Annotated in this window: 27 protein-coding genes; 17 read left to right on the top strand and 10 right to left on the bottom strand. The window is 61.1% G+C overall.

Annotation, left to right across the window (positions count from 1 at the left end; genetic code table 11):
- Positions 1–255 precede the first annotated feature (255 nt).
- The 11 genes from BV911_RS13985 to BV911_RS13935 all read left to right on the top strand — a co-directional run bounded on the left by BV911_RS13985 (position 256) and on the right by BV911_RS13935 (position 9,718).
- Entirely contained in the window at positions 256–1,380 is a 1,125-nt protein-coding gene (locus BV911_RS13985) for a ceramide glucosyltransferase (protein ID WP_240512254.1), read from the top strand.
- A gap of 9 nt (positions 1,381–1,389) precedes the next feature.
- The gene (locus tag BV911_RS13980) at positions 1,390–1,968 is read left to right on the top strand and encodes a DedA family protein (RefSeq protein ID WP_086054243.1); all 579 of its coding nucleotides are present in this window, start codon (positions 1,390–1,392) and stop codon (positions 1,966–1,968) included.
- A complete protein-coding gene (locus BV911_RS13975) occupies positions 1,965–2,744 on the top strand; it encodes a glycosyltransferase family 2 protein (protein ID WP_240512253.1) in 780 nt (259 codons plus the stop codon). The genes BV911_RS13980 and BV911_RS13975 overlap by 4 nt, the downstream gene beginning before the upstream one ends.
- A 121-nt stretch (positions 2,745–2,865) precedes the next feature.
- Positions 2,866–3,738, top strand: a complete 873-nt coding sequence (locus tag BV911_RS13970; protein ID WP_086054242.1) for a TIGR01459 family HAD-type hydrolase — start codon at positions 2,866–2,868, stop codon at positions 3,736–3,738.
- Between the two features lie 66 nt (positions 3,739–3,804).
- Complete coding sequence (locus tag BV911_RS13965; protein WP_086054241.1) at positions 3,805–4,239, top strand: MaoC family dehydratase; 435 nt, start codon at positions 3,805–3,807, stop codon at positions 4,237–4,239.
- Between the two features lie 41 nt (positions 4,240–4,280).
- A complete protein-coding gene (locus BV911_RS13960) occupies positions 4,281–5,225 on the top strand; it encodes a bifunctional riboflavin kinase/FAD synthetase (protein WP_086054240.1) in 945 nt (314 codons plus the stop codon).
- Positions 5,226–5,263: 38 nt separating this feature from the next.
- Complete coding sequence (locus BV911_RS13955) at positions 5,264–5,734, top strand: YcgN family cysteine cluster protein (protein WP_086054239.1); 471 nt, start codon at positions 5,264–5,266, stop codon at positions 5,732–5,734.
- Positions 5,734–6,783 (top strand): low specificity L-threonine aldolase, encoded by a 1,050-nt coding sequence (locus BV911_RS13950; RefSeq protein ID WP_086054238.1) that lies wholly within the window; start codon positions 5,734–5,736, stop codon positions 6,781–6,783. The genes BV911_RS13955 and BV911_RS13950 overlap by 1 nt, the downstream gene beginning before the upstream one ends.
- Before the next feature lie 125 nt (positions 6,784–6,908).
- Entirely contained in the window at positions 6,909–7,223 is a 315-nt protein-coding gene (locus BV911_RS13945) for a co-chaperone GroES (RefSeq protein ID WP_086054237.1), read from the top strand.
- A 53-nt stretch (positions 7,224–7,276) separates the two neighbouring features.
- The gene (groL, locus tag BV911_RS13940) at positions 7,277–8,929 is read left to right on the top strand and encodes a chaperonin GroEL (protein WP_086054236.1); all 1,653 of its coding nucleotides are present in this window, start codon (positions 7,277–7,279) and stop codon (positions 8,927–8,929) included.
- A gap of 303 nt (positions 8,930–9,232) precedes the next feature.
- Positions 9,233–9,718: a GNAT family N-acetyltransferase gene (locus tag BV911_RS13935; protein ID WP_168184085.1), complete on the top strand. Its 486-nt coding sequence runs from the start codon at positions 9,233–9,235 to the stop codon at positions 9,716–9,718.
- A gap of 21 nt (positions 9,719–9,739) precedes the next feature.
- On the opposite strand, the gene BV911_RS13930 is transcribed toward BV911_RS13935, so the two are convergent.
- The 4 genes from BV911_RS13930 to BV911_RS13915 form a co-directional block, all read right to left on the bottom strand.
- Positions 9,740–10,198: an NUDIX domain-containing protein gene (locus tag BV911_RS13930; RefSeq protein ID WP_168184084.1), complete on the bottom strand. Its 459-nt coding sequence runs from the start codon at positions 10,196–10,198 to the stop codon at positions 9,740–9,742.
- Positions 10,195–11,280 (bottom strand): 5-(carboxyamino)imidazole ribonucleotide synthase, encoded by a 1,086-nt coding sequence (locus BV911_RS13925; protein WP_086054234.1) that lies wholly within the window; start codon positions 11,278–11,280, stop codon positions 10,195–10,197. The genes BV911_RS13930 and BV911_RS13925 overlap by 4 nt, the downstream gene beginning before the upstream one ends.
- On the bottom strand, positions 11,273–11,761 hold the full coding sequence (gene purE / locus BV911_RS13920) for a 5-(carboxyamino)imidazole ribonucleotide mutase (RefSeq protein ID WP_086054233.1): 489 nt from the start codon (positions 11,759–11,761) through the stop codon (positions 11,273–11,275). Before purE ends, BV911_RS13925 begins: the two co-directional genes overlap by 8 nt.
- Before the next feature lie 150 nt (positions 11,762–11,911).
- The gene (locus BV911_RS13915; protein WP_086054232.1) at positions 11,912–12,130 is read right to left on the bottom strand and encodes a YdcH family protein; all 219 of its coding nucleotides are present in this window, start codon (positions 12,128–12,130) and stop codon (positions 11,912–11,914) included.
- 313 nt (positions 12,131–12,443) lie between these two features.
- Here BV911_RS13915 and BV911_RS13910 point away from each other — a divergent pair, with 313 nt between their 5' ends.
- Positions 12,444–12,866: an Hsp20 family protein gene (locus BV911_RS13910; RefSeq protein WP_086054231.1), complete on the top strand. Its 423-nt coding sequence runs from the start codon at positions 12,444–12,446 to the stop codon at positions 12,864–12,866.
- On the top strand, positions 12,863–13,093 hold the full coding sequence (locus BV911_RS13905; protein WP_086054230.1) for a DUF1150 family protein: 231 nt from the start codon (positions 12,863–12,865) through the stop codon (positions 13,091–13,093). The genes BV911_RS13910 and BV911_RS13905 overlap by 4 nt, the downstream gene beginning before the upstream one ends.
- A 12-nt stretch (positions 13,094–13,105) precedes the next feature.
- On the opposite strand, the gene BV911_RS13900 is transcribed toward BV911_RS13905, so the two are convergent.
- Positions 13,106–13,462 (bottom strand): hypothetical protein, encoded by a 357-nt coding sequence (locus BV911_RS13900; RefSeq protein ID WP_086054229.1) that lies wholly within the window; start codon positions 13,460–13,462, stop codon positions 13,106–13,108.
- 18 nt (positions 13,463–13,480) lie between these two features.
- Positions 13,481–14,425, bottom strand: a complete 945-nt coding sequence (trxB, locus tag BV911_RS13895) for a thioredoxin-disulfide reductase (protein ID WP_086054228.1) — start codon at positions 14,423–14,425, stop codon at positions 13,481–13,483.
- Positions 14,426–14,622: 197 nt separating this feature from the next.
- Here trxB and BV911_RS13890 point away from each other — a divergent pair, with 197 nt between their 5' ends.
- Positions 14,623–15,123: an Lrp/AsnC family transcriptional regulator gene (locus BV911_RS13890; protein WP_086054227.1), complete on the top strand. Its 501-nt coding sequence runs from the start codon at positions 14,623–14,625 to the stop codon at positions 15,121–15,123.
- A 210-nt stretch (positions 15,124–15,333) separates the two neighbouring features.
- Here the strand turns inward: BV911_RS13890 and pgeF are convergent, their stop codons facing one another.
- Genes pgeF through lgt form a run of 3 tightly spaced genes read right to left on the bottom strand, consistent with a single transcriptional unit; the run spans position 15,334 to position 18,052 of the window.
- Positions 15,334–16,092: a peptidoglycan editing factor PgeF gene (gene pgeF / locus BV911_RS13885; RefSeq protein WP_086054226.1), complete on the bottom strand. Its 759-nt coding sequence runs from the start codon at positions 16,090–16,092 to the stop codon at positions 15,334–15,336.
- Entirely contained in the window at positions 16,089–17,162 is a 1,074-nt protein-coding gene (locus BV911_RS13880; RefSeq protein ID WP_086054266.1) for a class I SAM-dependent methyltransferase, read from the bottom strand. The genes pgeF and BV911_RS13880 overlap by 4 nt, the downstream gene beginning before the upstream one ends.
- Positions 17,159–18,052 (bottom strand): prolipoprotein diacylglyceryl transferase, encoded by an 894-nt coding sequence (gene lgt / locus BV911_RS13875; RefSeq protein WP_086054265.1) that lies wholly within the window; start codon positions 18,050–18,052, stop codon positions 17,159–17,161. The genes BV911_RS13880 and lgt overlap by 4 nt, the downstream gene beginning before the upstream one ends.
- Before the next feature lie 93 nt (positions 18,053–18,145).
- Here lgt and BV911_RS13870 point away from each other — a divergent pair, with 93 nt between their 5' ends.
- Positions 18,146–18,400: an accessory factor UbiK family protein gene (locus BV911_RS13870; RefSeq protein WP_086054225.1), complete on the top strand. Its 255-nt coding sequence runs from the start codon at positions 18,146–18,148 to the stop codon at positions 18,398–18,400.
- Between the two features lie 93 nt (positions 18,401–18,493).
- Here the strand turns inward: BV911_RS13870 and BV911_RS13865 are convergent, their stop codons facing one another.
- The gene (locus tag BV911_RS13865; protein WP_086054224.1) at positions 18,494–19,282 is read right to left on the bottom strand and encodes a matrixin family metalloprotease; all 789 of its coding nucleotides are present in this window, start codon (positions 19,280–19,282) and stop codon (positions 18,494–18,496) included.
- A gap of 184 nt (positions 19,283–19,466) precedes the next feature.
- On the opposite strand from BV911_RS13865, the gene carB reads away from it, so the two are divergent.
- Together carB and aspS are read left to right on the top strand one after the other, a co-directional pair.
- On the top strand, positions 19,467–22,697 hold the full coding sequence (carB, locus tag BV911_RS13860; protein ID WP_086054223.1) for a carbamoyl-phosphate synthase large subunit: 3,231 nt from the start codon (positions 19,467–19,469) through the stop codon (positions 22,695–22,697).
- A 263-nt stretch (positions 22,698–22,960) separates the two neighbouring features.
- A complete protein-coding gene (aspS, locus tag BV911_RS13855; protein WP_086054222.1) occupies positions 22,961–24,733 on the top strand; it encodes an aspartate--tRNA ligase in 1,773 nt (590 codons plus the stop codon).
- Positions 24,734–25,005: the final 272 nt, after the last annotated feature.

Genomic DNA, 25,005 nt, shown 5'->3' with positions numbered 1-25,005 from the left:
AAAGCCAACCCGAGGACCATGTACCAACACACAGAGTTGTGATGCCAGAAATTGTGGCAGGATATGAATTTGGAACCATCGCGGACCGGGCGGGTTGCGAACACTGGTATGTGGTATCATGGAGCCGATCAACACTGTGGATGAAGCACAGATGCATTCGTCAGAGGGGGAAGCTGTCATGGCGTTCCAGTCCATCCGGCCTGCTGTACGCCGCCGTTGCCAAAATCGTGCCTTGGCGTTGACCGGAGGTGCAGCGTGACCGCCCTGTTGATGATGCTTCTGTCCAAGTTTGCCGCCCTGACCACTGCCGCGCACCTGATCTCGGTCGCCTTGGTCTTTCGCCGTGTGGCCGCCCCCCGCGCTGCGGTGCCGGTGCATCTGCCCCCTCTGACCGTATTGCGGCCAGTCTGCGGCTTGGACCCGACGCTGGCGGAGACCCTCGAAACGACATTTTCTGACCGCAGCGCCGACATCGAAGTGATTTTCTGCATCGCCAGTGCCGAGGACCCAGCAATCGGACTGGTGCGCCGGATTATGGCCCAGCATCCCGACGTGCCATCGCAGTTGCTGATTGGCGAGGACCCGATCAGCGGCAACCCCAAGCTCAACAACCTTGCCAAAGGCTGGGCGGCGGCGCAGCACGACTGGATCGTGATGATTGACAGCAATGTCGCTCTGCCCCCCAGTTATATCGGTACATTGTTTGCCACATGGCGCCCGGGCACGGGTTTGGTCACTTCACCGCCTGCGGGAACCCACGGCTCCGGCCTTTGGGCCGCCTTAGAAGCCGCCTTCTTGAACACCTATCAAGATCGCTGGCAGTTGGCGGCGGATGAGCTGGGCACCGGCTTTGCGCAGGGCAAGGTCCTGTTCTGGCGGCGCGACATTCTGGAGAACGCCGGCGGAGTGGCCGCTTTGGGACATGATCTGGCCGAGGATATCGCCAGCACCCGTCTGGTCCGTCAGGCGGGTCTAAAGGTTCGTGTCGTGCGGCACCCTTTCCCACAGCCTCTGGGGCATCGGAAATTCCGCGAAGTCTGGCAACGGCAGGTTCGTTGGGCGCAGGTGCGGCGCGCGGGCTTTCCGGCGCTGTTCGCCACCGAAATCCTATCCGGCGCTTTGCCGCCCCTCGCGGCCTTATGCGTGAGCGGCGCTCTTCCCTCCGTTGCTCTGATCCTGTTCTTGGCGTTGTGGTATGGGGCCGAATGGCTGCTGGCGCGGCGCGCGGGCTGGCCGGCTGGGCCGTTGGACATCGTTAGTTGGCTGGTTCGGGATGCCTTGATTCCGGCCATCTGGCTGGCCTCTTTCACCACACGCGGGATCGTCTGGCGCGGAAACCAAGTGCGCAACGCCCCCGAGACTGTCGCGGCCGGCGAATAGGGGCAGATCATGAGCGCATCGACCGACGCCATCTTGCAATTGCTCCAGTCCCACGGCCTCGCGCTGCTGTTTCCATTGGCAGTTCTGGAAGGCCCGATTGTGTCGGTCATTGCCGGGTGGCTGACGCGGCTGGGCTATTTCGCCTTTCCGTGGGCGTTTGTTGTGTTGGTGCTGGCCGATCTTATCGGTGATGCCGGGATGTATTGGCTCGGGCGGTCCGGTCTTCAGGTTTTGCCAGATCGCTGGCGCCGCCGCCTGCGGATCGACGAGCCCCGGATCGAACCCTTGGCCGCGCATTTTCAAACGCGTGGCGGCCGAACCCTGATCCTCGCCAAAATCACCCATTCCTTGGGCTTTGCGGCACTGATCGCAGCCGGGGCCGGACGGATGCCGTTTGGGTCGTTCCTGTGGTTCAACCTGCTCGGCACTCTGCCGAAAACCTTGTTCTTTTTGATGATCGGTTATGCACTTGGACAGGCGCATGCCGAGATTGACACGTGGATTTGGCGCGGGTCCGCGATCATGGCAGGGCTTGCCACGATCGCGGTGATCGCGTGGCTCTTTTGGCGAAAGCGGCGACACGCATGACGGGGGACGACACCATGGCCCAGAACGGCACGCAGACCGACCACCGGGTGACTTGCATCATCCCGGCCTATAACGAAGGCCCGCGCATCGCCGCAGTTCTGCGGGTCGCCACGGCGCACGCGTTGATCGACCGGGTGCTGGTAGTGGATGACGGGTCGTCGGATACTACCGCCGAGATTGCCGCGGAGTTTGACCGGGTCGAGGTCATTCGCCTGCCAGAGAACGGCGGCAAGACCCGCGCTGTGGCCACGGGGTTATCGCGGTCCAACAGTCCGTTCGTGCTGTTGCTGGATTCGGATTTGACCGGATTGGTCAATGGCGATCTGGCCGCATTGATCCTGCCGGTTCTCGACGGACGCGCCGACATCGCCATCAGCCTGCGCGGCAATACACCGGGCATCTGGAAGGTGCTCGGCCTCGATTACATCTCAGGCGAACGGATGCTGCGCCGCGATCTGATCGCCGCGCAGCTTGGCGAACTGGCAGAGCTGCCGCCCTTCGGTCTGGAAGTCTGGATGAACCGCATCTGCGTCGCTTTGGGGGCGCGGATCGCGATTGTGCCGTGGCGGCGGGTGGCAAGCACCAGCAAGAACCGGAAATTTGGCGTGATTGGCGGCCTAAAAGCCGACATGCGCATGATGGGCGATCTGTTCCGGTGCATCCCGCCGCTGCAATTGCTGCGCCAGATCATCGGCATGCTGCAACTGCGGGTTCAGATTGCTCCAACCGGACGGCGGCGGCGGCGCCCGGGACGGCGGATTTTCGAACGAAACTGAGGGCAGGCTTAGCCGCGCGCTCTGCCGCCATTCTCTTTGCCGCCAATGGGGAAACCTGCCATAGAATTCCCGTCAACCGAGACCGCCCTTTCCCTGACTGCGTCCATTTTACGAGGTACCCATGACCCAGATCGTTGCCAACCTGTCCGAGATTTCCGACCGGTATGACGCCGTCTTTTGCGACTTGTGGGGCTGCCTGCACAATGGTGTTGCCGTCTTCCCGGAAGCGGTGGCCGCATTACAGGCCTTCCGCAAAACCGGTGGCAAGGTGGTGTTCTTGACCAATGCGCCGCGCCCGATGGGCGAGGTCGCCGCACAATTGGACACGCTGGGATGCCCGCGCGATGCGTGGGACGTGATTGTCAGTTCCGGCGATGCAGCCCAAGCCGCTATGGTCGCCGGCGCGGTCGGCACCTCGGTCTATCATATGGGACCAGAGCGGGATCTGCCCTTTTTCACCAAGCTGAGTGACGGACTGGACGCCAGTACGATCGCGCGCGTGCCTCTGGATCAAGCCGAGGGCATCGTTTGCACCGGCTTGGTCGATGATACCACCGAAACCCCCGACGATTATCGCGCCCAGTTGCTGCGCGCCAAAACCATGGGTCTGAAGCTGCTTTGCGCCAACCCCGACATTGTGGTGGATCGCGGCGATCAACGGATTTACTGCGCCGGGGCTTTGGCGGCGCTATATACCGAAATGGGCGGCGAGAGCCTTTATGTCGGCAAACCGCACCCGCCGATCTATGATCTGGCCCGGCGGCGTCTTGCGGCACTGGAACCCATCCCCGACGACCGCATTCTGGCGATTGGCGACGGCCCCATCACCGATCTGGCCGGCGCCATCGGTGAAGATCTGGATTGCCTGTTTGTCACCGGCGGACTTGCGGCCGCGCAAACCGAAATCGCCGGTCAACCCGACCCGGACAAACTGACCGCTTTTTTGGCTGAGGTGCAAATGTCACCCAGCTGGGCGATTGGACGCCTGCGCTAACGCGCCGCTTGCCTTTAAATCCTGTGCGCAATAAAACTTCTCTAACAGCGCACAGGATGAAACTAAATGACCGACAGGATTTTCAGCACGGTCTTCCTTGAAGACATGGCCATTGGCATGGAACGCAGTCTGTCCAAATGCTTTGGCTTTGATGACGTCCTGAAGTTTGCCGATGTCAGTGAAGACCACAACCCGATCCACCTGTGTGAACAGGCGGGGGCCGCGTCGATCTTCAAAGAGCGGATAGTTCACGGCATGCTGTGCGGCAGCCTGTTCTCTGCGCTGCTGGGCGAGCATTTGCCAGGTCAGGGCACCATTTACTTGGGCCAAACCCTGAACTTCCATGCACCGGTCCGGCTGGACGACACGGTGACTGCCAAGGTCACCGTGCAATCCATGCAAGTGGACCGGCGCAGGGTGACCCTACGGTGCGAGGCTTGGGTCGGTGAAACGCTGGTCACCAGCGGCGAAGCGACCGTTCTGGCGCCCTCCCGCGCGTGACCGGACTTGCGTCCGGCTTGCGGCGGCGATACCCAACCGGGATGCGCTTGGTCCAAACCATTACAGATCTCGATGACATTGATCGCGGTGCAAGCGCCGCGATTGGCAATTTCGACGGTGTTCACCGGGGCCACCAAGCGGTCATCGACTTGGCGCGCGATACGGCACAGCAACTGGCCTGTCCGTTGGGCGTCGTCACATTCGAACCTCACCCCCGCCAATATTTTGCACCGACCGCCCCGGCCTTCCGCCTAATGAATGCGGCAACCAAAGCGCACCGGCTGGAAAAGTTAGGGGTGGACCGGGTGTATCAGGTGCCGTTCAACGCGGCCCTTGCCGAATTGACGCCACGGGAGTTCGCCGAAAAGGTCCTCGCCCATGGTCTTGGCCTGCGCCATGTCGTGATTGGTTCGGACTTCTGCTTTGGCAAAGGGCGCGCCGGTACGGCCGCGGATCTGGTGCGTTTTGGCGAAGAGTTGGGCTTCGGGGTGACTGTCGCCGACCTTCTGACGTTTCGCGACGGGAACAGGCCGGTCTCGTCAACCCGAATCCGCGCCGCGCTAAGCGACGGTCGCCCGCGCGACGCCATGGCCATGCTCGGACATTGGCATCGCATCGACGGGCCGGTCTTGCACGGTGAAAAGCGCGGTCGCACCTTGGGTTACCCCACCGCAAACATGGGCCTTGATGGGCTGCACCTGCCGAAACTGGGCGTCTATGCGGTTGAGGTCGATGTGCTGACCGGCCCGCATGCTGGGCGCTATCACGGCGTGGCCTCATTGGGGGTGCGGCCCATGTTTGGCGAAAACTCGGCCAACCTAGAAAGCTTTCTGTTCGACTTCTCGGGCGATCTGTACGATGCCGAACTCTCTGTTGCCTTGGTCGACTACCTGCGCCCGGAAATGACGTTTGACGGCATCGACGCCCTGATTGTTCAGATGGATCAGGACAGCCGCCGCGCCCGTGAGCTTCTGGCACAGCTGTGACCCCTTCCTTTCGTCCGAAAAAGTCTTAGGTTCCGTCAATGTCCGACGATGTTATCCCCCGCGATCACCTGCGCCCACGCTTTTGGGACTCCGTGCCCCTGACCAGCATGACCCCCCGAGAATGGGAGGCGCTTTGCGATGGCTGCGGAAAATGCTGCCTCAACAAGCTGGAGGATGCCGATACCGGCGAGGTCGCGTTCACGCGCGTTGCCTGCCGGTTGCTGGACGATCAAACCTGCCGCTGCGCCCATTATGAGACCCGCAAACAGTTCGTTCCGGAATGTGTGGTTCTGACGCCGAAAACCCTGCCCAGCATTGCCTATTGGCTGCCACGCACCTGCGCCTACCGCTTGCTGCACGAAGGCGCGCCCTTGTTTGACTGGCACCCGCTAATCTCAGGCACGGCCCAAAGCGTGCATGACGCCGACGAATCGGTCCAAGGTTGGACCATCCCGGAATACGAGGTCGATGAAGACGACTGGGAAGACCACATTATCGAGGATCTCTAGTGTTTTTTGGCTCTGACAATACCGGCCCGGCCCACCCGGCCGCGCTGGAAGCGCTGCTGCGCGCCAACACTGGCCATGCCGCCTCTTACGGCGAGGATGCGTTAACCGCGCAAGTGCAAGACCGGATTCGCACCCTGTTCGAGGCTCCCGACGCAGCCGTCTATCTGGTGCCCACTGGCACAGCGGCAAATGCGCTGGCGCTGGCCTGTCTGTCCAACCCGTGGGAGACGGTGTTCTGCACGGCGATGGCCCATATCAACGTCGATGAATGCGGCGCCCCCGAGTTTTTTACCGGCGGCGCGAAACTGACCTTGATTGACGCGCCAGACGGAAAGATGACGCCCGAGGCCTTGACCACAGCCATTGCGGGCGAAGAAAATCGCGGCGTGCACGGGGTTCAACGCGGCCCGGTCTCATTGACCCAAGCGACCGAAGCCGGGACCATTTACACGGTCGATGAGGTAACGGCCCTTAGCGCTGTTGCCCGGGCCCACAATTTGCCCGTGCATATGGACGGCGCCAGATTTGCCAATGCCTTGGTGCGTTTGGGCTGTTCGCCAGCCGAACTAAGCTGGAAGGCCGGCGTTGATGTGCTGTGTTTTGGCGGCACGAAAAACGGCCTTCTGGGGGTCGAGGCGGTGATCCTGTTCGATCCGGCCCGGGCATGGGAGTTTGAACTGCGCCGCAAACGCGCCGCGCATCTGTTTTCCAAACACCGCTATCTGGCTGCACAGATGGACGCCTATCTTGAGGGCGACCTTTGGCACGACCTTGCCACCAAGGCCAATGCGGCATGCGATTACCTGCTGAACGGGTTGATTGCGTCGGGCCAAGCCGAGATTTGTTTTCCGATCGAGGCCAATATGATCTTCGCCCGCTGGCCCCGCGCCCTGCATCAACGGCTGTTTGACGCGGGCGCGGCCTATAGCCTGTGGTCCGGCTCGCTGACCGGCGATGACCCCGCCGAACCGCTGATGGCGCGATTGGTTTGCGACTGGTCCGCAACCTCGGCTGATGCCGACCGCTTTCTGGCCAACCTCCAGCGCTGAGTGGCGCAGATTTTACAGGCATTGCCCGTTGACAGGTGTTCGGACGGTGACTATCTGAGGATCGTTAGCACTCGACCATGTTGAGTGATAACGACAGAGAAACACTGAGCTAAGGAGCCTCAGAGATGGCATTCAAACCGCTTCACGACCGCGTGCTGGTTCGTCGTATCGAATCCGACGAGAAGACCAAAGGCGGACTGATCATCCCCGAAAGCGCAAAAGAGAAGCCCGCTCAGGCGATCATCATCGCTTGCGGTGAAGGCGCTCGCAAAGACAGCGGCGAACTGATCGAGATGGCCGTCAATGTCGGCGACAAAGTGCTGTTTGGCAAATGGTCCGGCACCGAAGTCACCGTCGACGGCGAAGAGCTGTTGATCATGAAGGAAAGCGATATCCTCGGCATCATCCTTGATGACGACGCGCAGGCCGCAGCCGCTTAATCGGCTGCCCGCGACTCATCCTTTCCGACATCAAAATTCTGGAGTAATCCACCATGGCTGCTAAAGACGTCAAATTCAATTCCGACGCCCGCAATCGCCTGCTGAAAGGCGTCAACATTCTTGCGGACGCCGTCAAAGTCACGCTCGGCCCCAAAGGCCGCAACGTGGTTCTCGACAAATCCTTCGGCGCACCGCGCATCACGAAGGACGGTGTGTCTGTCGCCAAAGAGATCGAACTGGAAGACAAGTTCGAGAACATGGGCGCGCAGATGGTCAAGGAAGTTGCTTCCCGCACCAATGACGAAGCTGGCGACGGCACCACCACTGCCACCGTTCTGGCACAGGCCATCGTTCGCGAAGGCATGAAGTCGGTTGCTGCTGGCATGAACCCGATGGACCTGAAGCGCGGCATCGATCTGGCCACGCTGAAAGTTGTCGAAGCGATCAAAGCGGCTGCACGCCCTGTCAACGACACGGCAGAAGTTGCACAAGTCGGCACGATCTCGGCCAACGGCGAAGCTGAAATCGGTCGTCAGATCGCAGAAGCAATGCAGAAAGTCGGCAACGAGGGTGTCATCACCGTCGAAGAAAACAAAGGTCTGGAAACAGAGACCGTTGTTGTCGAAGGTATGCAGTTCGACCGCGGCTACCTGTCGCCCTACTTCGTAACCAACCCCGACAAAATGGTTGCTGAACTGGAAGACGTGCTGATCCTTCTGCACGAAAAGAAGCTCAGCTCGCTTCAGTCGATGGTTCCGCTGCTCGAAGCTGTGATCCAGTCGCAGAAGCCGCTTCTGATCATCTCGGAAGACGTTGAAGGCGAAGCCCTGGCGACCCTCGTGGTCAACAAGCTGCGCGGCGGCCTGAAAATTGCTGCGGTTAAGGCACCGGGCTTTGGCGATCGTCGCAAGGCGATGCTGCAGGATATCGCAATCCTGACCGGCGGTCAGGTCATCAGCGAAGATCTGGGCATGAAGCTTGAGTCCGTCACTATGGACATGCTGGGCACGGCCAAGAAAGTCACCATCACCAAGGACGAAACCACCATCGTCGACGGTGCCGGTGAGAAAGCTGAAATCGAAGCCCGCGTTTCCCAGATCCGTCAGCAGATCGAAGAAACCACTTCGGATTACGACCGTGAGAAGCTTCAGGAACGCGTTGCGAAACTGGCCGGTGGCGTTGCTGTCATCCGCGTCGGCGGCATGACCGAAACCGAAGTGAAAGAGCGTAAAGACCGCGTTGACGACGCCCTGAACGCAACGCGTGCTGCGGTTCAAGAAGGTATCGTTGTTGGCGGTGGTGTTGCCCTTATTCAGGCAGCCAAAGTTCTCGACGGCCTGACCGGTGCCAACTCTGACCAGAACGCTGGTATCACGATCATCCGCAAGGCACTCGAAGCGCCGCTGCGTCAGATCGCTGAAAACGCTGGTGTTGACGGTGCTGTTGTTGCGGGCAAAATCCGCGAAAGCAACGACCTGACCTTTGGCTTCAACGCGCAGACCGAAGAATATGGCGACATGTTCAAGTTTGGCGTCATCGACCCTGCCAAAGTTGTCCGCACCGCTCTGGAAGACGCAGCCTCCATCGCGGGTCTGCTGATCACCACCGAAGCCATGATCGCTGACAAGCCCGAGCCCAAAGGCTCGGCTGGTGGCGGCGGAATGCCCGACATGGGCGGAATGGGCGGAATGGGCGGCATGATGTAATTCATCACCGCTGCACTGTTCGCAGAAAATTGGGGGGCTGCTCTTTCGGGAGCGGCCCCCTTTTTTTGGTCACCCGCGCAACCGGCCTGCCATCTGACATCGCGCCACGGCGGCAGCTTTGTGCGCGCCCGAGCCCGACGCAACGTCACGCCAAATGCCCCCGGCGCGCGGGTGAGATTGCAACAATGGACATCAATTCCTGCCGGGGCAAACTGCTATTTACACAATCAGCCGATGCACCCGCTTTAGAAAAGCGTTACAGTTTCTGCCAGTCACGTCGAAGTTTGTCAGGAGATTCTAAGCTTGCTAAGAATTCGCAGGGTCACAAATGACGATTTTACCAACATCTCCGTTCTGGTGGTCAACGCATTCGGTCAGCCCAACGAATCGCGGCTGATCACGGCGTTGCGCACAACCGGGGCGATGGCGATTGAACTGGTCGCGGAAGACGATGAAGGTATGGTCGGACATCTGGCCATGTCGCGGTTCGACAGCCCCGAAAACTGGGTTGCGCTTGCCCCGATCAGTGTCCGCCCCGAAAGTCAGGGCATTGGCGTTGGCCGCAGTCTGGTCCGTTATGCCTTGGACGAGGCGCGGCGATCCAAATTTGACGCCGTGGTCGTGGTTGGCAGTCCCGGCTACTATGGGAAAATGGGCTTTGTCTTTAACGGACCGGCCAAACTCTCAAGCCCCTATCCGCAGGAATATACCGGCTTTTATCCGTTATCGCCAAAGGTTGCGATGACCAGTGCCAGCCTGTCCTATCCGCAGCCGTTCAGCGACGTCTGACCCCATCAAACTCCGGCGGGCTTAACGGGCCATATACTCCAACAGTCCGGGCTCTAGGCATGGAGGCGTGCCAAACGCCAATGTCGGCAGGATGTCGGGCTTGAACCGCACTGCCGACAGATCCGCCGCCGTAAAGAACTGTCGGCGTGTGACGATCCCGGCTGGATCGCCCCAGTCGGGATCCAAATCTCCGGTCAGCAGGCGGGCCAGAAAATACAGCTCCACCTGATGAAACCCGGTCTCTGGATTGTGGAACTGCGCCACGTGGCAAAGCCCGCCCGCGGCGATGCGCAGGCCGGTTTCCTCAAACACCTCGCGGGCCAGATTGTCGGCCAGCGAGGCGCCAGCCTCAACCCCGCCCCCGGGCGCGCACCACAGATCGCTCTGTGCGCCCGGGTAGGCGTTGACCAACAACAGCCTGCCCGCGTGCACCAACACGGCGCGGACAGCCAGCCGGGGCTGCTGCCCCGTCTCGATCACGCCGGTCCGAGCCGACGGTTCACATGGCCCATCTTGCGGCCCGGACGGGCCTCGACCTTGCCGTAAAGATGGATCGACACGGTGGGGTCCGCAGCGTACGCGGCCACTTGGTCCACCTCATCGCCGATCAGGTTCAGCATCTCGACATCCGAATGGCGCTGTCCGTCCCCAAGAGGCCAGCCAGCCACCGCGCGGATGTGCTGTTCAAACTGGCAGATGGTGCAGCCGGTCTGTGTCCAGTGACCGGAATTATGCACCCGGGGCGCGATCTCGTTCACCACAAGCCCTGTCGGCGTGACAAACAATTCCACCCCCAACACACCGACATAGTCCAACGCGTTCAGTATCTTGCCGGTCAGCAACACGGCATCGGTCCGCTGGGTCCCACTTAGCCGCGCGGGCAAGGTGGTCCGGCGCAGAATGCCATCTTGATGCAGGTTCTCGCCCGGATCGAAGCAGGCCACCGCCCCATCCAATCCCCGCGCGCCAATGACAGACACTTCGCGGTCAAAGGCAACAAACCCCTCAAGGATCGCCGCAGCGCCCGCCATGGCGGCGAAGGCGTCTGCCGCTTGCTCAGGCCCCGCGATGCGGGCCTGGCCCTTGCCATCATATCCCAAGCGGCGGGTTTTCAGGATCGCGGGGGTGCCGGTCTGATCCAGCGCCGCCTCCAGCGCCACCAGATCGGGGCAGTCGTAGAACGGCGCCGTCGTCAGCCCAAGATCGCGCAGGAAGGCTTTTTCGGTCAGCCGGTCCTGCGACACCGCCAAGGCCTGCCGGCCGGGACGGATCGGCCGCTGCCCTTCGAGCAGATCCAGCGCAGCGGTTGGAATATTCTCAAATTCATAGGTGATTACATCGACCGCGGCGGCGAAACTGGCCAGCGCGGCCGCATCGTCCCACCCGGCGACCGTGATCCGATCGCAGACCTGTTCCGCAGGACCGCCCGAGACCGGATCATAGATATGGCTGCGCAGCCCCAGACGTGCCGCAGCAAGGGCCAGCATCCGGCCCAATTGACCGCCGCCAAGGATGCCAATGGTGCTTCCGGGAGTCAGAGCTTGGCTGGAAATGTCAGTCATCGACCGGCACCTCCGGAATTGAGGCCGCCAGATCGGCGCGCCATTGGTCCAGACGTTGTCCCAGCGCCGGGTCATGCCCCGCCAGAATCGCCGCGGCCATCAGCCCGGCATTGGCCGCACCGGCCGCACCGATTGCCATGGTCGCCACCGGAAAGCCCCGGGGCATCTGCACAATGGAATACAACGAATCGACACCGCCAAGCGCCTTGGTCTGGATCGGAACCCCGATCACCGGCACCCGGGTTTTTGACGCCATCATGCCCGGCAGATGCGCCGCACCGCCTGCGCCCGCGATGATACATTTCAGCCCGCGCTCAACGGCCGTGCGGCCATAGTCCCACAGCCGGTCCGGTGTCCGATGGGCCGACACGATGCGGGTCTCATAAGGCACCCCCAATGCGTCCAGTATCTGCGCACCCAGTTTCATGGTGGGCCAGTCCGACTGACTGCCCATGATGATCCCGACCTCAATCTTCGCCATTGCCGTTCCTTGCCTGCCGTAACTCGCCGCTTGGCCCGCCGGGTCCGCCGCCGGGTGAAGGCATGGACTATACCGGCTCGACGCCGGGCTGCAATTCAATCCTTGTGCGCCACGCCCTTTGCTGCGGCCAAGCCCGCGCCCTCTGCCAGATCAGGCAATAATATCGGGCAACAGATCATCTTCGATCTGGCGAATGCGGTCCTTGATATGCAGCTTTTGCTTTTTCAGGCGGCGCAGAGTCAGGTGATCGCCCCGCGACGACAGTTCCAGCGCATGGATGGCTTCGTCCAGATCGCGATGTTCGCGGCGCAACACATCCAGCTTCACCAGTTGCACATCATCATGGCTCATTTCACCATAGGCGTTCATCGCGCCACCCCGGTTGCAAGCGGAGCGCGGCGAGGTCTGACATGGGGCCAAAGACCGGGTGGGATCAGAGGAAAAAACGTCATCGGTCTCCTTCAACGGCGAATCGAACGGAACACGGCCGCACTTTGGCCTACCCCCTGTTCAACCACAGATCGGCGCGCGACGGAATTGTTTCTGCGCACCGGGCGTCAGGGTACGGCCTGTTGCGCCACAGGCCTTCGGCTTGCAAGCAGTGCCGCCACTCCCCATATTGATGGAGAAGGTCGCCGAATCCGGGGCCAGATCGCACAGTCGCTTGTTCAAGGACGTGTCCATGACGAAACTTACCTTGGGGACCCACCCCTTCCTGCTTGGGTTTGAGCAGCTCGAACGCTTGGTCGAGCATACCGCAAAAACTGGCAACGAAGGCTATCCGCCCTACAATATCGAACAGACATCGACGGATTCGTACCGAATTACCTTGGCCGTGGCCGGGTTTCGGGACGATGATCTCGGGATTACAGTCGAAGATCGCCAATTGGTCGTGCGCGGCCGGCAACATGATGACGGGACCGAACGGGTTTTCCTGCATCGTGGTATTGCTGCCCGGCAATTCCAGCGCAGCTTCGTTCTGGCCGATTCCGTCGAGGTGACGGGCGCGTCCATGGATCATGGGTTGTTACACATTGATCTGCGCCGCTCTGCCCCGGAAACCGTTGTGCGCCGTATCGAGATTTCAAAGGAGACCGAGTCATGATCACCCCTCAGACCGTTGCCAAAGCGGATCAATCACACCCGATCGTCTATATCCGCCCCGTCGCCACAAGTGACCTGCCGCAAGAAATTCAAGAGCAGGTCGATGGCGTCACACAGCTATTCGCCGTCCACGATGCGGATGGAGAACGTCTGGCACTGGTGGCCAACCGTCGGTTGGCCTTTGCGCTGGCACGGGAAAATCACCTGACGCCGGTTCACATTCAGTAAGCGCAGTCGCGCTCACTTGCCCGGGGACGGATCGATAACGGTCCCGGGCGTGCCCACGGGTGCGAACGGCAATGCCGGTGATGTCTTAAATTCTGGAAAAATCTCAGGCGTCACCCGATAATCCCCAATAAAATCTTGATCAGAAAAGATCTTCGGATCGGCGAAGGTGCGGACGTCGGCACCGCCATCCGTTGGGTTCAGCCCTTCGGAGACACATCCGAATGCACACATCGACCCGCTGGGGGCCAATGATGCCGCATGGGCCGCACCGGCGAGGCAACAGCAGACAAGCCAGACAATCCCGACTTGCGCCGGGCGTGCGGTGGCGACCGTTTTGCCACCCGCGCCGTCCTCCTCCCGATGCGGCATCCAATACTCCCGTTCTGTTTAGCCGTCGTTTTCGGCCAGAAACCGTTCCGCATCCAGCGCGGCCATGCAGCCCATGCCCGCACTTGTGATCGCCTGACGATAGACCGGATCGGCAATATCGCCCGCAGCAAACACCCCCGGCACAGAGGTGGCGGTACTGCCCGGGCGAGTCACAACATACCCCCCCAGGTGAGTCTCGACCTGATCCTTCACCAATTCCGATGCCGGCGCATGGCCAATCGCCACAAAGACGCCTTTGCACGGGATTTCCGTGATCTCACCGGTTGTGACATGACGCACGCGCAGTCCTTCCACCCCCAGCGGGTCACTGGTTCCGGTCACTTCCTCGACCGCATGATCCCACAGGATACTGACTTTGGGGTTCTTGAACAGGCGGTCTTGCAAGATCTTTTCGGCCCGAAGGCTATCCCGACGATGCACCAGCGTCACCTTGCTGGCGAAATTGGTCAGGAACAGCGCCTCTTCCACCGCGGTATTGCCGCCGCCGATCACCACGACCTCTTGTCCGCGATAGAAAAACCCGTCGCAGGTGGCGCAGGCCGAGACCCCGAAGCCTTTGAACGTCTCTTCCGACGGCAGACCCATCCAGCGGGCTTGCGCCCCAGTGGCAAGAATGACGCTGTCCGCCTCATAGACCGTGCCGCTGTCGCCCGTGGCCCGGAACGGCCGCTGTGACAAGTCCAGCGCCGTGATCATGTCGGTTTCGATCTGCGTGCCCACGTCGCGGGCATGGGCTTCCATCCGAACCATCAGATCCGGCCCCTGCACGGTGACGTCACCGGGCCAGTTTTCCACCTCTGTCGTAATCGTCAACTGTCCGCCCGGCTGGATGCCCTGAACAAGGATCGGCTTCAGCATCGCGCGCGATGCATAGACCGCTGCGGTATAACCCGCAGGACCGGACCCGATAATCAGCACGGGTGTGGACAGGGTTTCGGACATTGGACTTCCTTTCGACGTTTGGCCCCCCGATATAGTCACGAATCTCAGGCTTCGAAAGCCCCATCCCGGTCCGACCCGATCCAACGCGGTCGCGACCTGACTTGCAGGGTCACGGTCCCTAAATCACGCAATCCGCGAAATATTATTGCGCGCAGGTTCGGGACAGAATAGGATTCTCCATATTGACGGAGGTGGCTATGGCCGGGACGAAACTTGATCCCATTGATCGTAAAATCTTGGCAGAGCTTCAGGCCGACGGACGGATGACAAATGTCGAACTCGCCAAGCGGGTCGGCATTTCGGCGCCGCCTTGTTTGCGGCGGATGCGGACCTTGGAAGAAGCCGGGTTTATTCGCGGCTACCACGCGCAGGTCGACAGCCGCGAACTTGGCTTCGAGGTGCGGGTCTTTGTCATGGTCGGTCTACAAAGTCAGGCCGAGGCGGATCTTGCGCGGTTTGAAGACCTGTGCCGGGGCTGGCCGCTGGTCCGCGAATGCCACATGCTGAACGGCGAGGTCGATTTTATCCTGAAATGTGTGGCCCCCGACTTAAGCAGCTTCCAAAGCTTTCTGACCGGCCATCTGACCGCCGCCGACAACGTCGCCAGCGTCAAGACATCGCTAGTGATCCGCGCCGCCAAGGAAGAACCCGGCGTGCCGTTCGAAGTGCTGGAAGATCGGCTCAGCCGCATCGCCTGACCCGTCTCACCTGCTCGGACCATGACGTCACGCCCCCGAATCGAAAGGCCGCCCGGATGTTGCCCGGACGGCCCAAACTCGATACGAAAAAACTAAAATACGTGGATGACACTCGCTAAAAATGAGAGGAACTCACAACACCCAAGTTCCGTCTAGCACAGCGAATGTAACAATTTAACGATTAGCATGTGTGCGATAACGCTCTAAACGCTACAGCCTGATTGTTGTGACAAGCCTGCCATAGTCTGCTTCCTTATTGTGCACGCTTCGTCTGTAGGAGAAGAACCGAGATGGGTCGGAATAGGTGCAATGGTGAGTCCATTCCGCACTAAGCACCCCGGCATTGCGCAGCCGAAACAGGCAAAATCCCGGCAGATCGAACATCATCCGGTCGTCCGTGCCGCCAGCGAAGAACCGGCCATAAGCGGGGTCTTCAGACATGAACTGGTCAAAGAAATCCGGCCCGACCTCATAGGCCCGTTGACTGATCGTCGGGCCAACCACCGCGCGGATCTGCCCGCGCTGCGCCCCCAAGCTTTCCATTTTATCTAATGTCGCGTCCAGAACCCCGCCCAATGCACCGCGCCATCCGGCATGGGCTGCACCGATGACACCGGCCTCGGAATCGGCAAACAGCACCGGCGCGCAATCCGCCGTCAGCACCGACAGGATCAGTCCGGGGGTGCGGGTCACCGCCCCATCGGCTTTGGGAAGGCTGCCATTGGGCGCCGCATCCACCACCACCACATCCGCCGAATGCACCTGATGCAGCCCGCACAGATCGGCAGGGTCGCCGCCCATGGCCTGCGCCACCCGGGCACGGTTGATCTCAACCACAGCGGTTTGGTCGCTAGAGCCACGCCCACAATTCAGCCCCGAGAAGACCCCGGAGGACGCCCCGCCCTTGCGGGTGAAAAAGCCATGCTGAACCGGCCTCATCGCAGCAGAGGTCAGAATTTCCAATGTCATGCAGTCAAACCCGGTGGCAACTGGGACCCTCCCGGTGTCAGAGCGATACAGTTAAACAATGATCCCATTTCCTCGGGGTGGGTCAAGCGGCGATGTGCGGCGACATGCGCCTCCAGCGCGGCGCCGGTTAACCCTCGGGCCAGAACCTGCGCCCGCGCGGTAATGCCCAGACGCTCCAACAACACCCCTTGCGGGGTCAGGGCGCTGAGCTGAATGTCCGGGACCACCCGGGCGGCAAAGGCCAGCGCTTCAAAATCGACATGGGCGGTCAGATCGGCGGCACCGGGCCGGGCCAGCGGATCCTCGGGGGCATGGTGGCGCAACGCCTGAAACGTGTCGCCCAGACTGTGCCAGCCGCCATAATCAACAATCAGCGCGGCCCCGCCGTGGGTCGCGATGCGCCGGGCCAAAACCGTCATAATCGGCCCCGCTGCCGGGCAATGCTCGACCACATCGCTCTCGACCGTATCGCGAATGCGGTGCTCCAGAAATCCGGGCCGGGTTGTCAGGCCAAGCGCAAAGCGCAACGTTCCGGCCTCCTGAACGATTTGCGTTTCGCGCCAACCACCGGAACTTCGGGTAAACTGGCGGATTGGCAGCGCGTCGAAGAATTCGTTGGCCACCAGCAACAGCGGCATTTCGGGCAGGTCCTCGATCCGGTCATGCCACTGCACCGCATACCCCGCCAAGGTGCGCTCTTGCGCAAGGCGCAGGCGCGGCGAGGCTTCGACCAAATGGACCTCAACGGCGTCGGACAGGCCGGGCACGTTGCGCACGGCCCGCAGCATATCCGCCATCAAGGTGCCACGCCCCGGACCAAGTTCGGTCAATGCCACCGGGCTGGGCGCGCCCTGATCCAGCCATGCCATCGCCAATGACAGGCCCAGCATCTCGCCGAACATCTGGCTGATTTCGGGCGCGGTGATGAAATCGCCCTCGGCGCCAAAGGGCGGGCGGGTGGTGTAATAGCCATGGACGGGGTGCAGCAGGCACTCGGCCATGTAATCGGCCAGCGTCATCGGCCCCACCGCCGCGATTCGGCGTGCGATGATCTCGGTCAGCGCCGTCATCGGGCCGCTGGTCGAAGCGACCACATCAAAAGTCCAATCCCGACCAAGAGCATCGGCAGCGACAACAATTGGCCCATGCTCAGCCCCGCCTCGCCAAGGCGCCAGACATGCCCCCAAGGATTGTCCGGCGTGACGAATTGTGGGTCGGCCTGCCGGAACAATTCCACAACCATCCGCGCCACCGCATAACCGATGAAGAACAGCCCCGCGATCAGCCCCGGCCGTTGCAGCGCCTTGCGCCCAAAGGCCAGCCACAGCAGCACGCCGCCCAAGATCAGCCCTTCCAGCCCGGCCTCATACAGTTGCGACGGGTGCCGGGCGCACAGCCCCACCAGATCCGCCCCGCAACTCTGGGCCCGGTCGCCCGGAAAGATCACCCCCCAAGGCAGGGTGGTTGGACGCCCCCACAGTTCGGCGTTGATAAAATTGGCAATTCGGCCCAGCATCAGCCCCGGCGGGGTCGCCAAAGCCATGACATCGGCGACGCTCAGCGGTGACAATCCGTGCCGCCAGCAAAACAGCGCCGTGGCCACCACTACGCCGGTCAATCCGCCGTGAAAGGCCATCCCGCCTTGCCAGACCTTCAGGATCTCGCCGGGATGCGCCAGATAATAGTCCGGCTGATAAAACAGCACAAAGCCCAGACGCCCGCCCAGAACCACACCGACTACCACCCAACTGAGCAATGCCTCGGCCTGCTCCAACGTCATCGGCGCCACGCCCCCCGGCCACAGGTTCGGACGGGACAGCGCCATCCGAAGCAGGCCAAGGCCGATCAACAGGCCAGCGATATATGCCAAAGCATACCACCGCAGGGCAAAGGAAAACCCGCCCAGATCGATGGTGAAAATCTCGGGGCTCAGGTTCGGGAAGGGCAAGGCGAATATCATGGCGCCACTTGCCAATCGCCCATCGCGGAAGTCAACCTTGAGGTTGCGTTCAAGGGTCGCCATATCATGGGAAGACCGGAACAGGAGCATACCATGCAAAGCCAGAACAAGATCCTCGACGATCTGTCCAAACTGATGACCAACGCGATGGGCGTCGCCCAAGGGGCCAAGGACGAAGCCGAAACCGCCATGAAGGGGTTGATTGACCGCTGGTTGGCCGAACGGAACCTTGTCACCCGCGAAGAATTTGATGCCGTCCGCGCCATGGCGCAGAAAGCCCGCGAAGAAAATGAGGCGCTGAAGGCGCGGCTTGACGCACTAGAGGCCAATCGCGCCCCCTCAGCCTAACCCTATATCGGTGCCGCGCGGCCATCTCGGCGCACGGCACCGATACCTCAGACACGCCGCAATAGGTGTCTGCACCGGCAATCCCGGCGCAGCTTATCCCATGATGCGCCGCGGCAACCGCAGCATCCCCATCAGGGCAACCCCGCCCAGCATGAGGGGCAAGCTGGCCGGAAGTGGGACATTGCTAACCGGGGCTGCGCCGTAAATGGCGACGGCACCCAAGATGTCCTCAGTCTGCAATCCGCGAAAGCGGGTCGTGTAAATGCCGTACATCAGGGCCTCGGTCGAGGGCGAATGACCCAGACCAATCGAATGGCCGATCTCATGGGTTAGAATCTGAAACAGGTCAAATCCGAGACCGCCAAACCCGATGGCCCACGGTTCCTCGGTATCCAGATGGATGTCGCCAGCGGCGCTGGTGCCATTCGGCGGCGGCGCAAACGCATGCGCCAAAGACCTGCCCCTTTCCCCCATTGAATGTCCGCCCATCCGGATATCGCCATAAGCACCAGAGGCGTTGAAATCTCCACCGTGATCGGCGACTTGGACGAAACTGATATCCGCGACCGACGACCATGCGGCGAAGGCGTCGGTCACGACATCGGCCCATCCCGTCAAGGTGGCGAACATATCTGAAAACGACGTCACTGTGCAGCCGGTGTATTCAAGCCCGCAAGACGCGCCGGTCGGCATGAAACTATAGGTCACCACCCCGCCGGGTGTACCTAGTGCGGGATTCCCCCACTTCTTTCCCAGAAGGGTATAGCCGTCATTTTCCAGTTCATGAGCGGGTAGCGTCGATGCGACACCATCCCCCGCCGACAAGGCAAAGCCCGCCGTCACAACCACCGGGAACACGACCCTCCCTATCCGATTCAACATGGTTTACAATACCTTCCGCCCAACCAACCCGATAACAATAACGGCTTAGATAGCACATTACTTACCGTTACGTCACAAATTCTATTCGCAGAGATGGGCTTGCGTCCCAAGCCTTCTCTTGCACAGCGACGGGGCTCAGCTATAACCCGCGGGATTTTGTACGTCCCCGATCTGCAGGTTCCCCATGCCCAAACGCACCGACATCTCCTCCATCATGATCATCGGCGCGGGTCCCATCGTGATTGGGCAAGCCTGCGAATTCGACTATTCCGGTGCCCAGGCCTGCAAGGCCCTGCGCGAAGAAGGCTACCGGGTCATCCTGGTCAATTCCAACCCGGCGACGATCATGACCGATCCCGGACTGGCCGATGCGACTTATATCGAACCGATTACGCCCGACGTTGTGGCGCGGATCATCGAAAAAGAACGCCCCGACGCCCTGCTGCCCACCATGGGCGGCCAAACCGGTCTGAACACCAGCCTCGCGCTGGAAGAGATGGGTGTGCTTGAGAAATTCGGCGTCGAGATGATCGGGGCCAAGCGCGAAGCCATTGAAATGGCCGAGGACCGCAAGCTGTTCCGCGAGGCCATGGACCGCATCGGGCTGGAAAATCCGAAAGCGACCATCGCCACCAACATGCAGGAATGCATGGACGCCATTGATTATGTCGGCCTGCCCGCAATCATCCGTCCCGCCTTTACCCTTGGCGGCACCGGCGGCGGCATTGCCTACAACCGCGAAGATTACGAACATTACTGCCGCACCGGCCTCGACGCCTCGCCGGTCAGCCAAATCCTGATCGACGAATCACTGCTCGGCTGGAAAGAGTTCGAGATGGAGGTCGTCCGCGACAAGGCCGACAACGCCATCATCGTCTGCGCCATCGAAAACGTCGATCCTATGGGCGTGCATACCGGCGACAGCATCACCGTCGCCCCTGCCCTGACCCTGACCGACAAAGAATACCAGATCATGCGCAACGGCTCGATTGCCGTGCTGCGCGAGATCGGCGTCGAAACCGGCGGGTCCAACGTGCAATGGGCAATCAACCCCGCCGATGGCCGGATGGTCGTCATTGAGATGAACCCGCGCGTGTCGCGGTCCTCGGCACTGGCATCCAAGGCCACCGGCTTCCCGATTGCCAAGATCGCCGCCAAACTGGCGGTCGGCTTCACCCTGGACGAGTTGGACAACGACATCACCGGTGTCACCCCGGCCAGCTTTGAGCCGACCATCGACTATGTTGTCACCAAGATCCCGCGCTTCGCCTTCGAGAAATTCCCCGGCGCCAAGCCGGAACTGACCACCGCGATGAAATCGGTGGGCGAGGCCATGGCCGTTGGCCGCACCTTCCACGAATCGATCCAGAAAGCGCTGTGCTCGATGGAAACCGGCCTGACCGGCTTTGACGAGATCACCATCGACGGCGCCCCCGATCCCGCCGCCGTTACCCGCGCCCTGACCTTGAAAACCCCAGACCGCCTGCGCGTCGTCGCCCAAGCCATGCGGCACGGCCTGTCCGATGACGCCATCGGTGCCGCCACCGCTTTTGACCCATGGTTCCTGGCCCGGATCCGCGAGATCGTCGACATCGAAGCGCAGGTTCGCCGCGATGGTCTGCCCCTTGATGCAGACGGCCTGCGCCGCCTCAAGATGTATGGCTTCTCGGATGCCCGCCTCGGCACCCTGACCGGTCGTGACGAAGCGCAGGTCCGCCGGGCCCGCATCAACCTCGGCGTCACAGCCGTGTTCAAGCGCATCGATACCTGCGCCGCAGAATTCGAAGCCCAGACCCCCTATATGTATTCCACCTACGAATCCCCCGTCATGGGCGATGTGGAATGCGAAGCCCGCCCGTCTGACCGCAAGAAAGTCGTCATCCTTGGTGGCGGTCCCAACCGGATCGGTCAGGGCATCGAATTCGACTATTGCTGTTGTCACGCCTGCTATGCCCTGACCGATCAGGGCTATGAGACGATCATGATCAACTGCAACCCGGAAACCGTGTCGACCGATTATGACACGTCCGACCGGCTGTATTTTGAACCGCTGACCTTTGAACATGTGATGGAAATTTTGCGGGTCGAACTGCAAAATGGCACCCTGCATGGCGTCATCGTTCAGTTCGGCGGTCAAACCCCGCTGAAGCTGGCCAACGCATTGCAAGAGGCCGGCATCCCGATCCTCGGCACCACGCCCGACGCCATCGATCTGGCCGAAGATCGCGAGCGGTTCCAGCAACTTGTCCAAAAGCTGGGCCTCAAGCAGCCCCACAATGCCATCGCCTCCACCGATGAACAGGCCTTCGCCGCCGCCATTGAAATTGGCTATCCGCTGGTGATCCGCCCCTCCTATGTGCTGGGCGGCCGCGCGATGGAAATCGTCCATGATCTGCCGCAGTTGCAGCGCTATATCGCCGAAGCCGTGGTCGTCTCTGGCGACAGCCCGGTCCTGCTCGACAGCTATCTGTCGGGCGCCGTGGAAATCGACGTCGACGCCCTGTGCGATGGCACCGACGTTCACGTTGCGGGCATCATGCAGCATATCGAAGAGGCCGGCGTCCATTCCGGCGACAGCGCCTGTTCGCTGCCACCCTACTCGCTGCCGCCCGAGATCATTGCCGAGCTTGAGGTGCAGACCCGCGCCCTTGCGCTTGCCCTGAATGTTGTCGGCCTGATGAACATCCAGTTCGCAGTCAAGAACGGCGAAATCTACCTGATCGAAGTCAACCCGCGCGCCTCGCGCACGGTGCCCTTCGTGGCCAAGGCCGTTGGCAGCCCGATTGCCGCCATCGCCGCCCGGGTCATGGCCGGCGAGAAACTGTCCAGCTTTGAACTGAAGCCGCAACCGACCAACCGGTTTGCGGTCAAGGAAGCCGTGCTGCCCTTCGCCCGCTTCCCCGGCGTCGACACGCTGCTTGGGCCAGAAATGCGCTCCACCGGCGAAGTTATGGGCGCGGATGCCAATTTCCACATGGCCTTCCTCAAGGCACAGCTTGGCGCGGGCACGGTTCTGCCCCTCTCGGGAACGGTGTTCCTGTCGATCAAGGAAAGCGACAAGACCCCGCAACTGCTTGAGGCCGCCAGCACCCTAACCGGTCTGGGCTTCACCATTCTCGCGACCCGGGGCACCGCCGCCTATCTGGCCACCGGCGACATCCCCTGCGAGATCGTGAACAAGGTCTACGAGGGCCGTCCGCACATCGTCGACGTCATGAAGGACCGCAAGGTTGCCTTGGTGATGAACACCACCGAGGGCGCCCAAGCGATCGAAGACAGTCGCGCCATGCGCAACGTGGCACTGATGGACCGGATCCCGTACTTCACCACCCTCGCCGCCAGCCATGCCGCGGCGCTGGCAATGAAGGCCCGCAGCGAGAACGAGATCGAGGTCCGTTCCCTGCAAGAGGGTTAACGTACCGGTGGGATCAGAGCCCACCACAACACGGCAAAGCGCCGGGCCAGAGAGGTCTATCATCTCTCCGGCCCGGCACTCCCGCAGATTGCGGCGTGACCCGCACCGCCCAGCCCGCCGGATGCAAAAGTCCGACAAAAGTCCGATAAAAGTCCGACGTTTTTCCGACGCGGCTTTTTCTCTTGCCGCGGCCGCCCCTTGACACTTGGCCCTTGGCAAGGTGTACCGACCCAAACCCTTGATCAGCCCCCGAGGCCCGAAAAATGCACCCCTATCGCAGCCACACCTGTGCCGCCCTGTCCACCGCCAACGTTGGCCAGCCCGTCCGCCTGTCCGGCTGGGTTCATCGCGTTCGGGATCACGGTGGACTTCTGTTCATCGATCTCCGCGATCACTATGGAATCACACAGGTTTTGGCCGATCCCGACAGCCCGGCCTTCAAACAGGTCGAGAGCGTCCGCTCGGAATGGTGCATTCGCATCGACGGCGTGGTGAAAGCCCGCGACGCCGCGCTGGTGAACCCAAAAATTCCCACCGGCGCGATTGAAGTCTTCATCCAAGACATTGAAATCCTTGGCGCATCCGACGAATTGCCCCTGATGGTGTTCGGCGAGCAGGAATATCCCGAAGAAACCCGCCTGAAATACCGATTCCTCGATCTTCGCCGCGAAAAACTGCACAATAACATCATGTTGCGCAGCAAGGTTGTCGCCTCGATCAGAAAACGGATGTGGGACAAAGAATTCACCGAATTCCAGACCCCGATCATCACCGCATCGTCGCCCGAAGGTGCGCGCGATTTTCTGGTACCAAGCCGCCTGCATCCCGGCAAATTCTACGCCCTGCCGCAGGCCCCGCAGCAGTTCAAACAGTTGATCATGGTCTCGGGATTCGACAAGTATTTCCAGATCGCGCCGTGTTTCCGTGACGAAGACCCGCGCGCCGACCGCTCGCCCACCGACTTCTACCAGCTCGACCTTGAAATGAGCTTCGTCACCCAGCAGGATGTGTTCGACACCATCCAGCCAGTTCTGACCGGCCTGTTCGACGAATTCGGTGGCCGTCCGGTCGATCAGGACTGGCCTCAGATCAGCTATCGTGACGCGGCTCTGTGGTACGGCACCGACAAGCCCGACCTGCGCAACCCGATCAAGATGCAGATCGTGTCCGAGCATTTCGCTGGCTCCGGTTTTGCCATCTTTGCCAAGATGTTGGAACAAGACGGCACCCAGATCCGCGCCATCCCGGCCCCCGGTGGCGGCAGCCGCAAATTCTGCGACCGCATGAACGCCTTCGCCCAAAAAGAAGGCCTGCCCGGCATGGGCTATATCTTCTGGCGCGACGGTGCCGACGGCATGGAAGCTGCCGGACCTCTTGCCAAAAACATTGGCCCCGAACGGACCGAAGCCATCCGCCAGCAGCTTGGCCTTGGCGTTGGCGATGCCGCCTTCTTCCTCGGCGGCAAGCCCAAGACCTTCGAAGCCGTCGCCGGACGCGCGCGGATGGAAATTGGCAACGAACTGGGGCTCACCGACAAGAACCGGTTTGCCTTTGCCTGGATCGTCGATTTCCCGATCTACGAAAAAGACGCCGAAACCGGCAAGATCGATTTTGAGCACAACCCGTTCTCAATGCCGCAAGGCGGGATGGAGGCCTTGGAGGGCGATCCGCTTAAGGTATTGGGTTATCAGTACGACCTAGCCTGCAACGGCTATGAATTGGTCTCGGGTGCAATCCGGAACCACAAGCCCGAGATCATGTTCAAGGCCTTCGAGATCGCAGGCTATGGTAAGGATGAAGTCGAAAAGCGCTTCGGCGGCATGGTTAACGCCTTCAAATATGGCGCACCGCCGCACGGTGGCTGTGCTGCTGGGATCGACCGGATCGTGATGCTGCTGGCCGACGAAGCCAACATCCGCGAAGTGATCATGTTCCCGATGAACCAACGCGCCGAAGACCTGATGATGGGCGCTCCATCCGAGCCGATGAACGAACAGTTGCGCGAGTTGTCGCTGCGAGTCGCGGTTCCGGACTGAGACGACATTCGAAATCTTGCGCGATAAGGCCTTCGATAATCCTGTGAAATACCACGCCGAGGCCATCCTCGGCGTGGTATTTTTTTCCCGACCGGGGCGAAAGCGGCATGCCAAGTGCAGAGTTGTTCTGCGTGCATGGCCTGAGTGTGAATCCCGGAGGCAAACTGGTCCACAGAAACGGTCGGATTACCTGACCGTCGCGGATTAAAAGTCCGCCATTCTGATGCCCGAGGCGGAAGCTGAGGGCTGGGAGATGTATTCTGTGGAACTTT

It is taken from the genome of Pseudoruegeria sp. SK021, assembly GCF_002119405.1.
In the GTDB taxonomy this organism is placed as follows: domain Bacteria; phylum Pseudomonadota; class Alphaproteobacteria; order Rhodobacterales; family Rhodobacteraceae; genus Meridianimarinicoccus.
The sequence above is the reverse complement of the archived record's forward strand: the minus strand, read 5'-3'. Positions and strand labels throughout refer to the sequence as shown.

Bases quoted from the DNA above. Each gene is read 5' to 3' on its own strand.
- BV911_RS13980 (WP_086054243.1), top strand. From the start codon at position 1,390: ATGAGCGCATCGACCGACGCCATCTTGCAATTGCTCCAGTCCCACGGC.
- BV911_RS13975 (WP_240512253.1), top strand. From the start codon at position 1,965: ATGACGGGGGACGACACCATGGCCCAGAACGGCACGCAGACCGACCAC.
- BV911_RS13970 (WP_086054242.1), top strand. From the start codon at position 2,866: ATGACCCAGATCGTTGCCAACCTGTCCGAGATTTCCGACCGGTATGAC.
- BV911_RS13965 (WP_086054241.1), top strand. From the start codon at position 3,805: ATGACCGACAGGATTTTCAGCACGGTCTTCCTTGAAGACATGGCCATT.
- BV911_RS13960 (WP_086054240.1), top strand. From the start codon at position 4,281: ATGCGCTTGGTCCAAACCATTACAGATCTCGATGACATTGATCGCGGT.
- BV911_RS13955 (WP_086054239.1), top strand. From the start codon at position 5,264: ATGTCCGACGATGTTATCCCCCGCGATCACCTGCGCCCACGCTTTTGG.
- BV911_RS13945 (WP_086054237.1), top strand. From the start codon at position 6,909: ATGGCATTCAAACCGCTTCACGACCGCGTGCTGGTTCGTCGTATCGAA.
- groL (WP_086054236.1), top strand. From the start codon at position 7,277: ATGGCTGCTAAAGACGTCAAATTCAATTCCGACGCCCGCAATCGCCTG.
- BV911_RS13925 (WP_086054234.1), bottom strand. From the start codon at position 11,280: ATGACTGACATTTCCAGCCAAGCTCTGACTCCCGGAAGCACCATTGGC.
- purE (WP_086054233.1), bottom strand. From the start codon at position 11,761: ATGGCGAAGATTGAGGTCGGGATCATCATGGGCAGTCAGTCGGACTGG.
- BV911_RS13915 (WP_086054232.1), bottom strand. From the start codon at position 12,130: ATGAACGCCTATGGTGAAATGAGCCATGATGATGTGCAACTGGTGAAG.
- BV911_RS13910 (WP_086054231.1), top strand. From the start codon at position 12,444: ATGACGAAACTTACCTTGGGGACCCACCCCTTCCTGCTTGGGTTTGAG.
- BV911_RS13905 (WP_086054230.1), top strand. From the start codon at position 12,863: ATGATCACCCCTCAGACCGTTGCCAAAGCGGATCAATCACACCCGATC.
- BV911_RS13900 (WP_086054229.1), bottom strand. From the start codon at position 13,462: ATGCCGCATCGGGAGGAGGACGGCGCGGGTGGCAAAACGGTCGCCACC.
- trxB (WP_086054228.1), bottom strand. From the start codon at position 14,425: ATGTCCGAAACCCTGTCCACACCCGTGCTGATTATCGGGTCCGGTCCT.
- BV911_RS13890 (WP_086054227.1), top strand. From the start codon at position 14,623: ATGGCCGGGACGAAACTTGATCCCATTGATCGTAAAATCTTGGCAGAG.
- pgeF (WP_086054226.1), bottom strand. From the start codon at position 16,092: ATGACATTGGAAATTCTGACCTCTGCTGCGATGAGGCCGGTTCAGCAT.
- BV911_RS13880 (WP_086054266.1), bottom strand. From the start codon at position 17,162: ATGACGGCGCTGACCGAGATCATCGCACGCCGAATCGCGGCGGTGGGG.
- lgt (WP_086054265.1), bottom strand. From the start codon at position 18,052: ATGATATTCGCCTTGCCCTTCCCGAACCTGAGCCCCGAGATTTTCACC.
- BV911_RS13870 (WP_086054225.1), top strand. From the start codon at position 18,146: ATGCAAAGCCAGAACAAGATCCTCGACGATCTGTCCAAACTGATGACC.
- BV911_RS13865 (WP_086054224.1), bottom strand. From the start codon at position 19,282: ATGTTGAATCGGATAGGGAGGGTCGTGTTCCCGGTGGTTGTGACGGCG.
- carB (WP_086054223.1), top strand. From the start codon at position 19,467: ATGCCCAAACGCACCGACATCTCCTCCATCATGATCATCGGCGCGGGT.
- aspS (WP_086054222.1), top strand. From the start codon at position 22,961: ATGCACCCCTATCGCAGCCACACCTGTGCCGCCCTGTCCACCGCCAAC.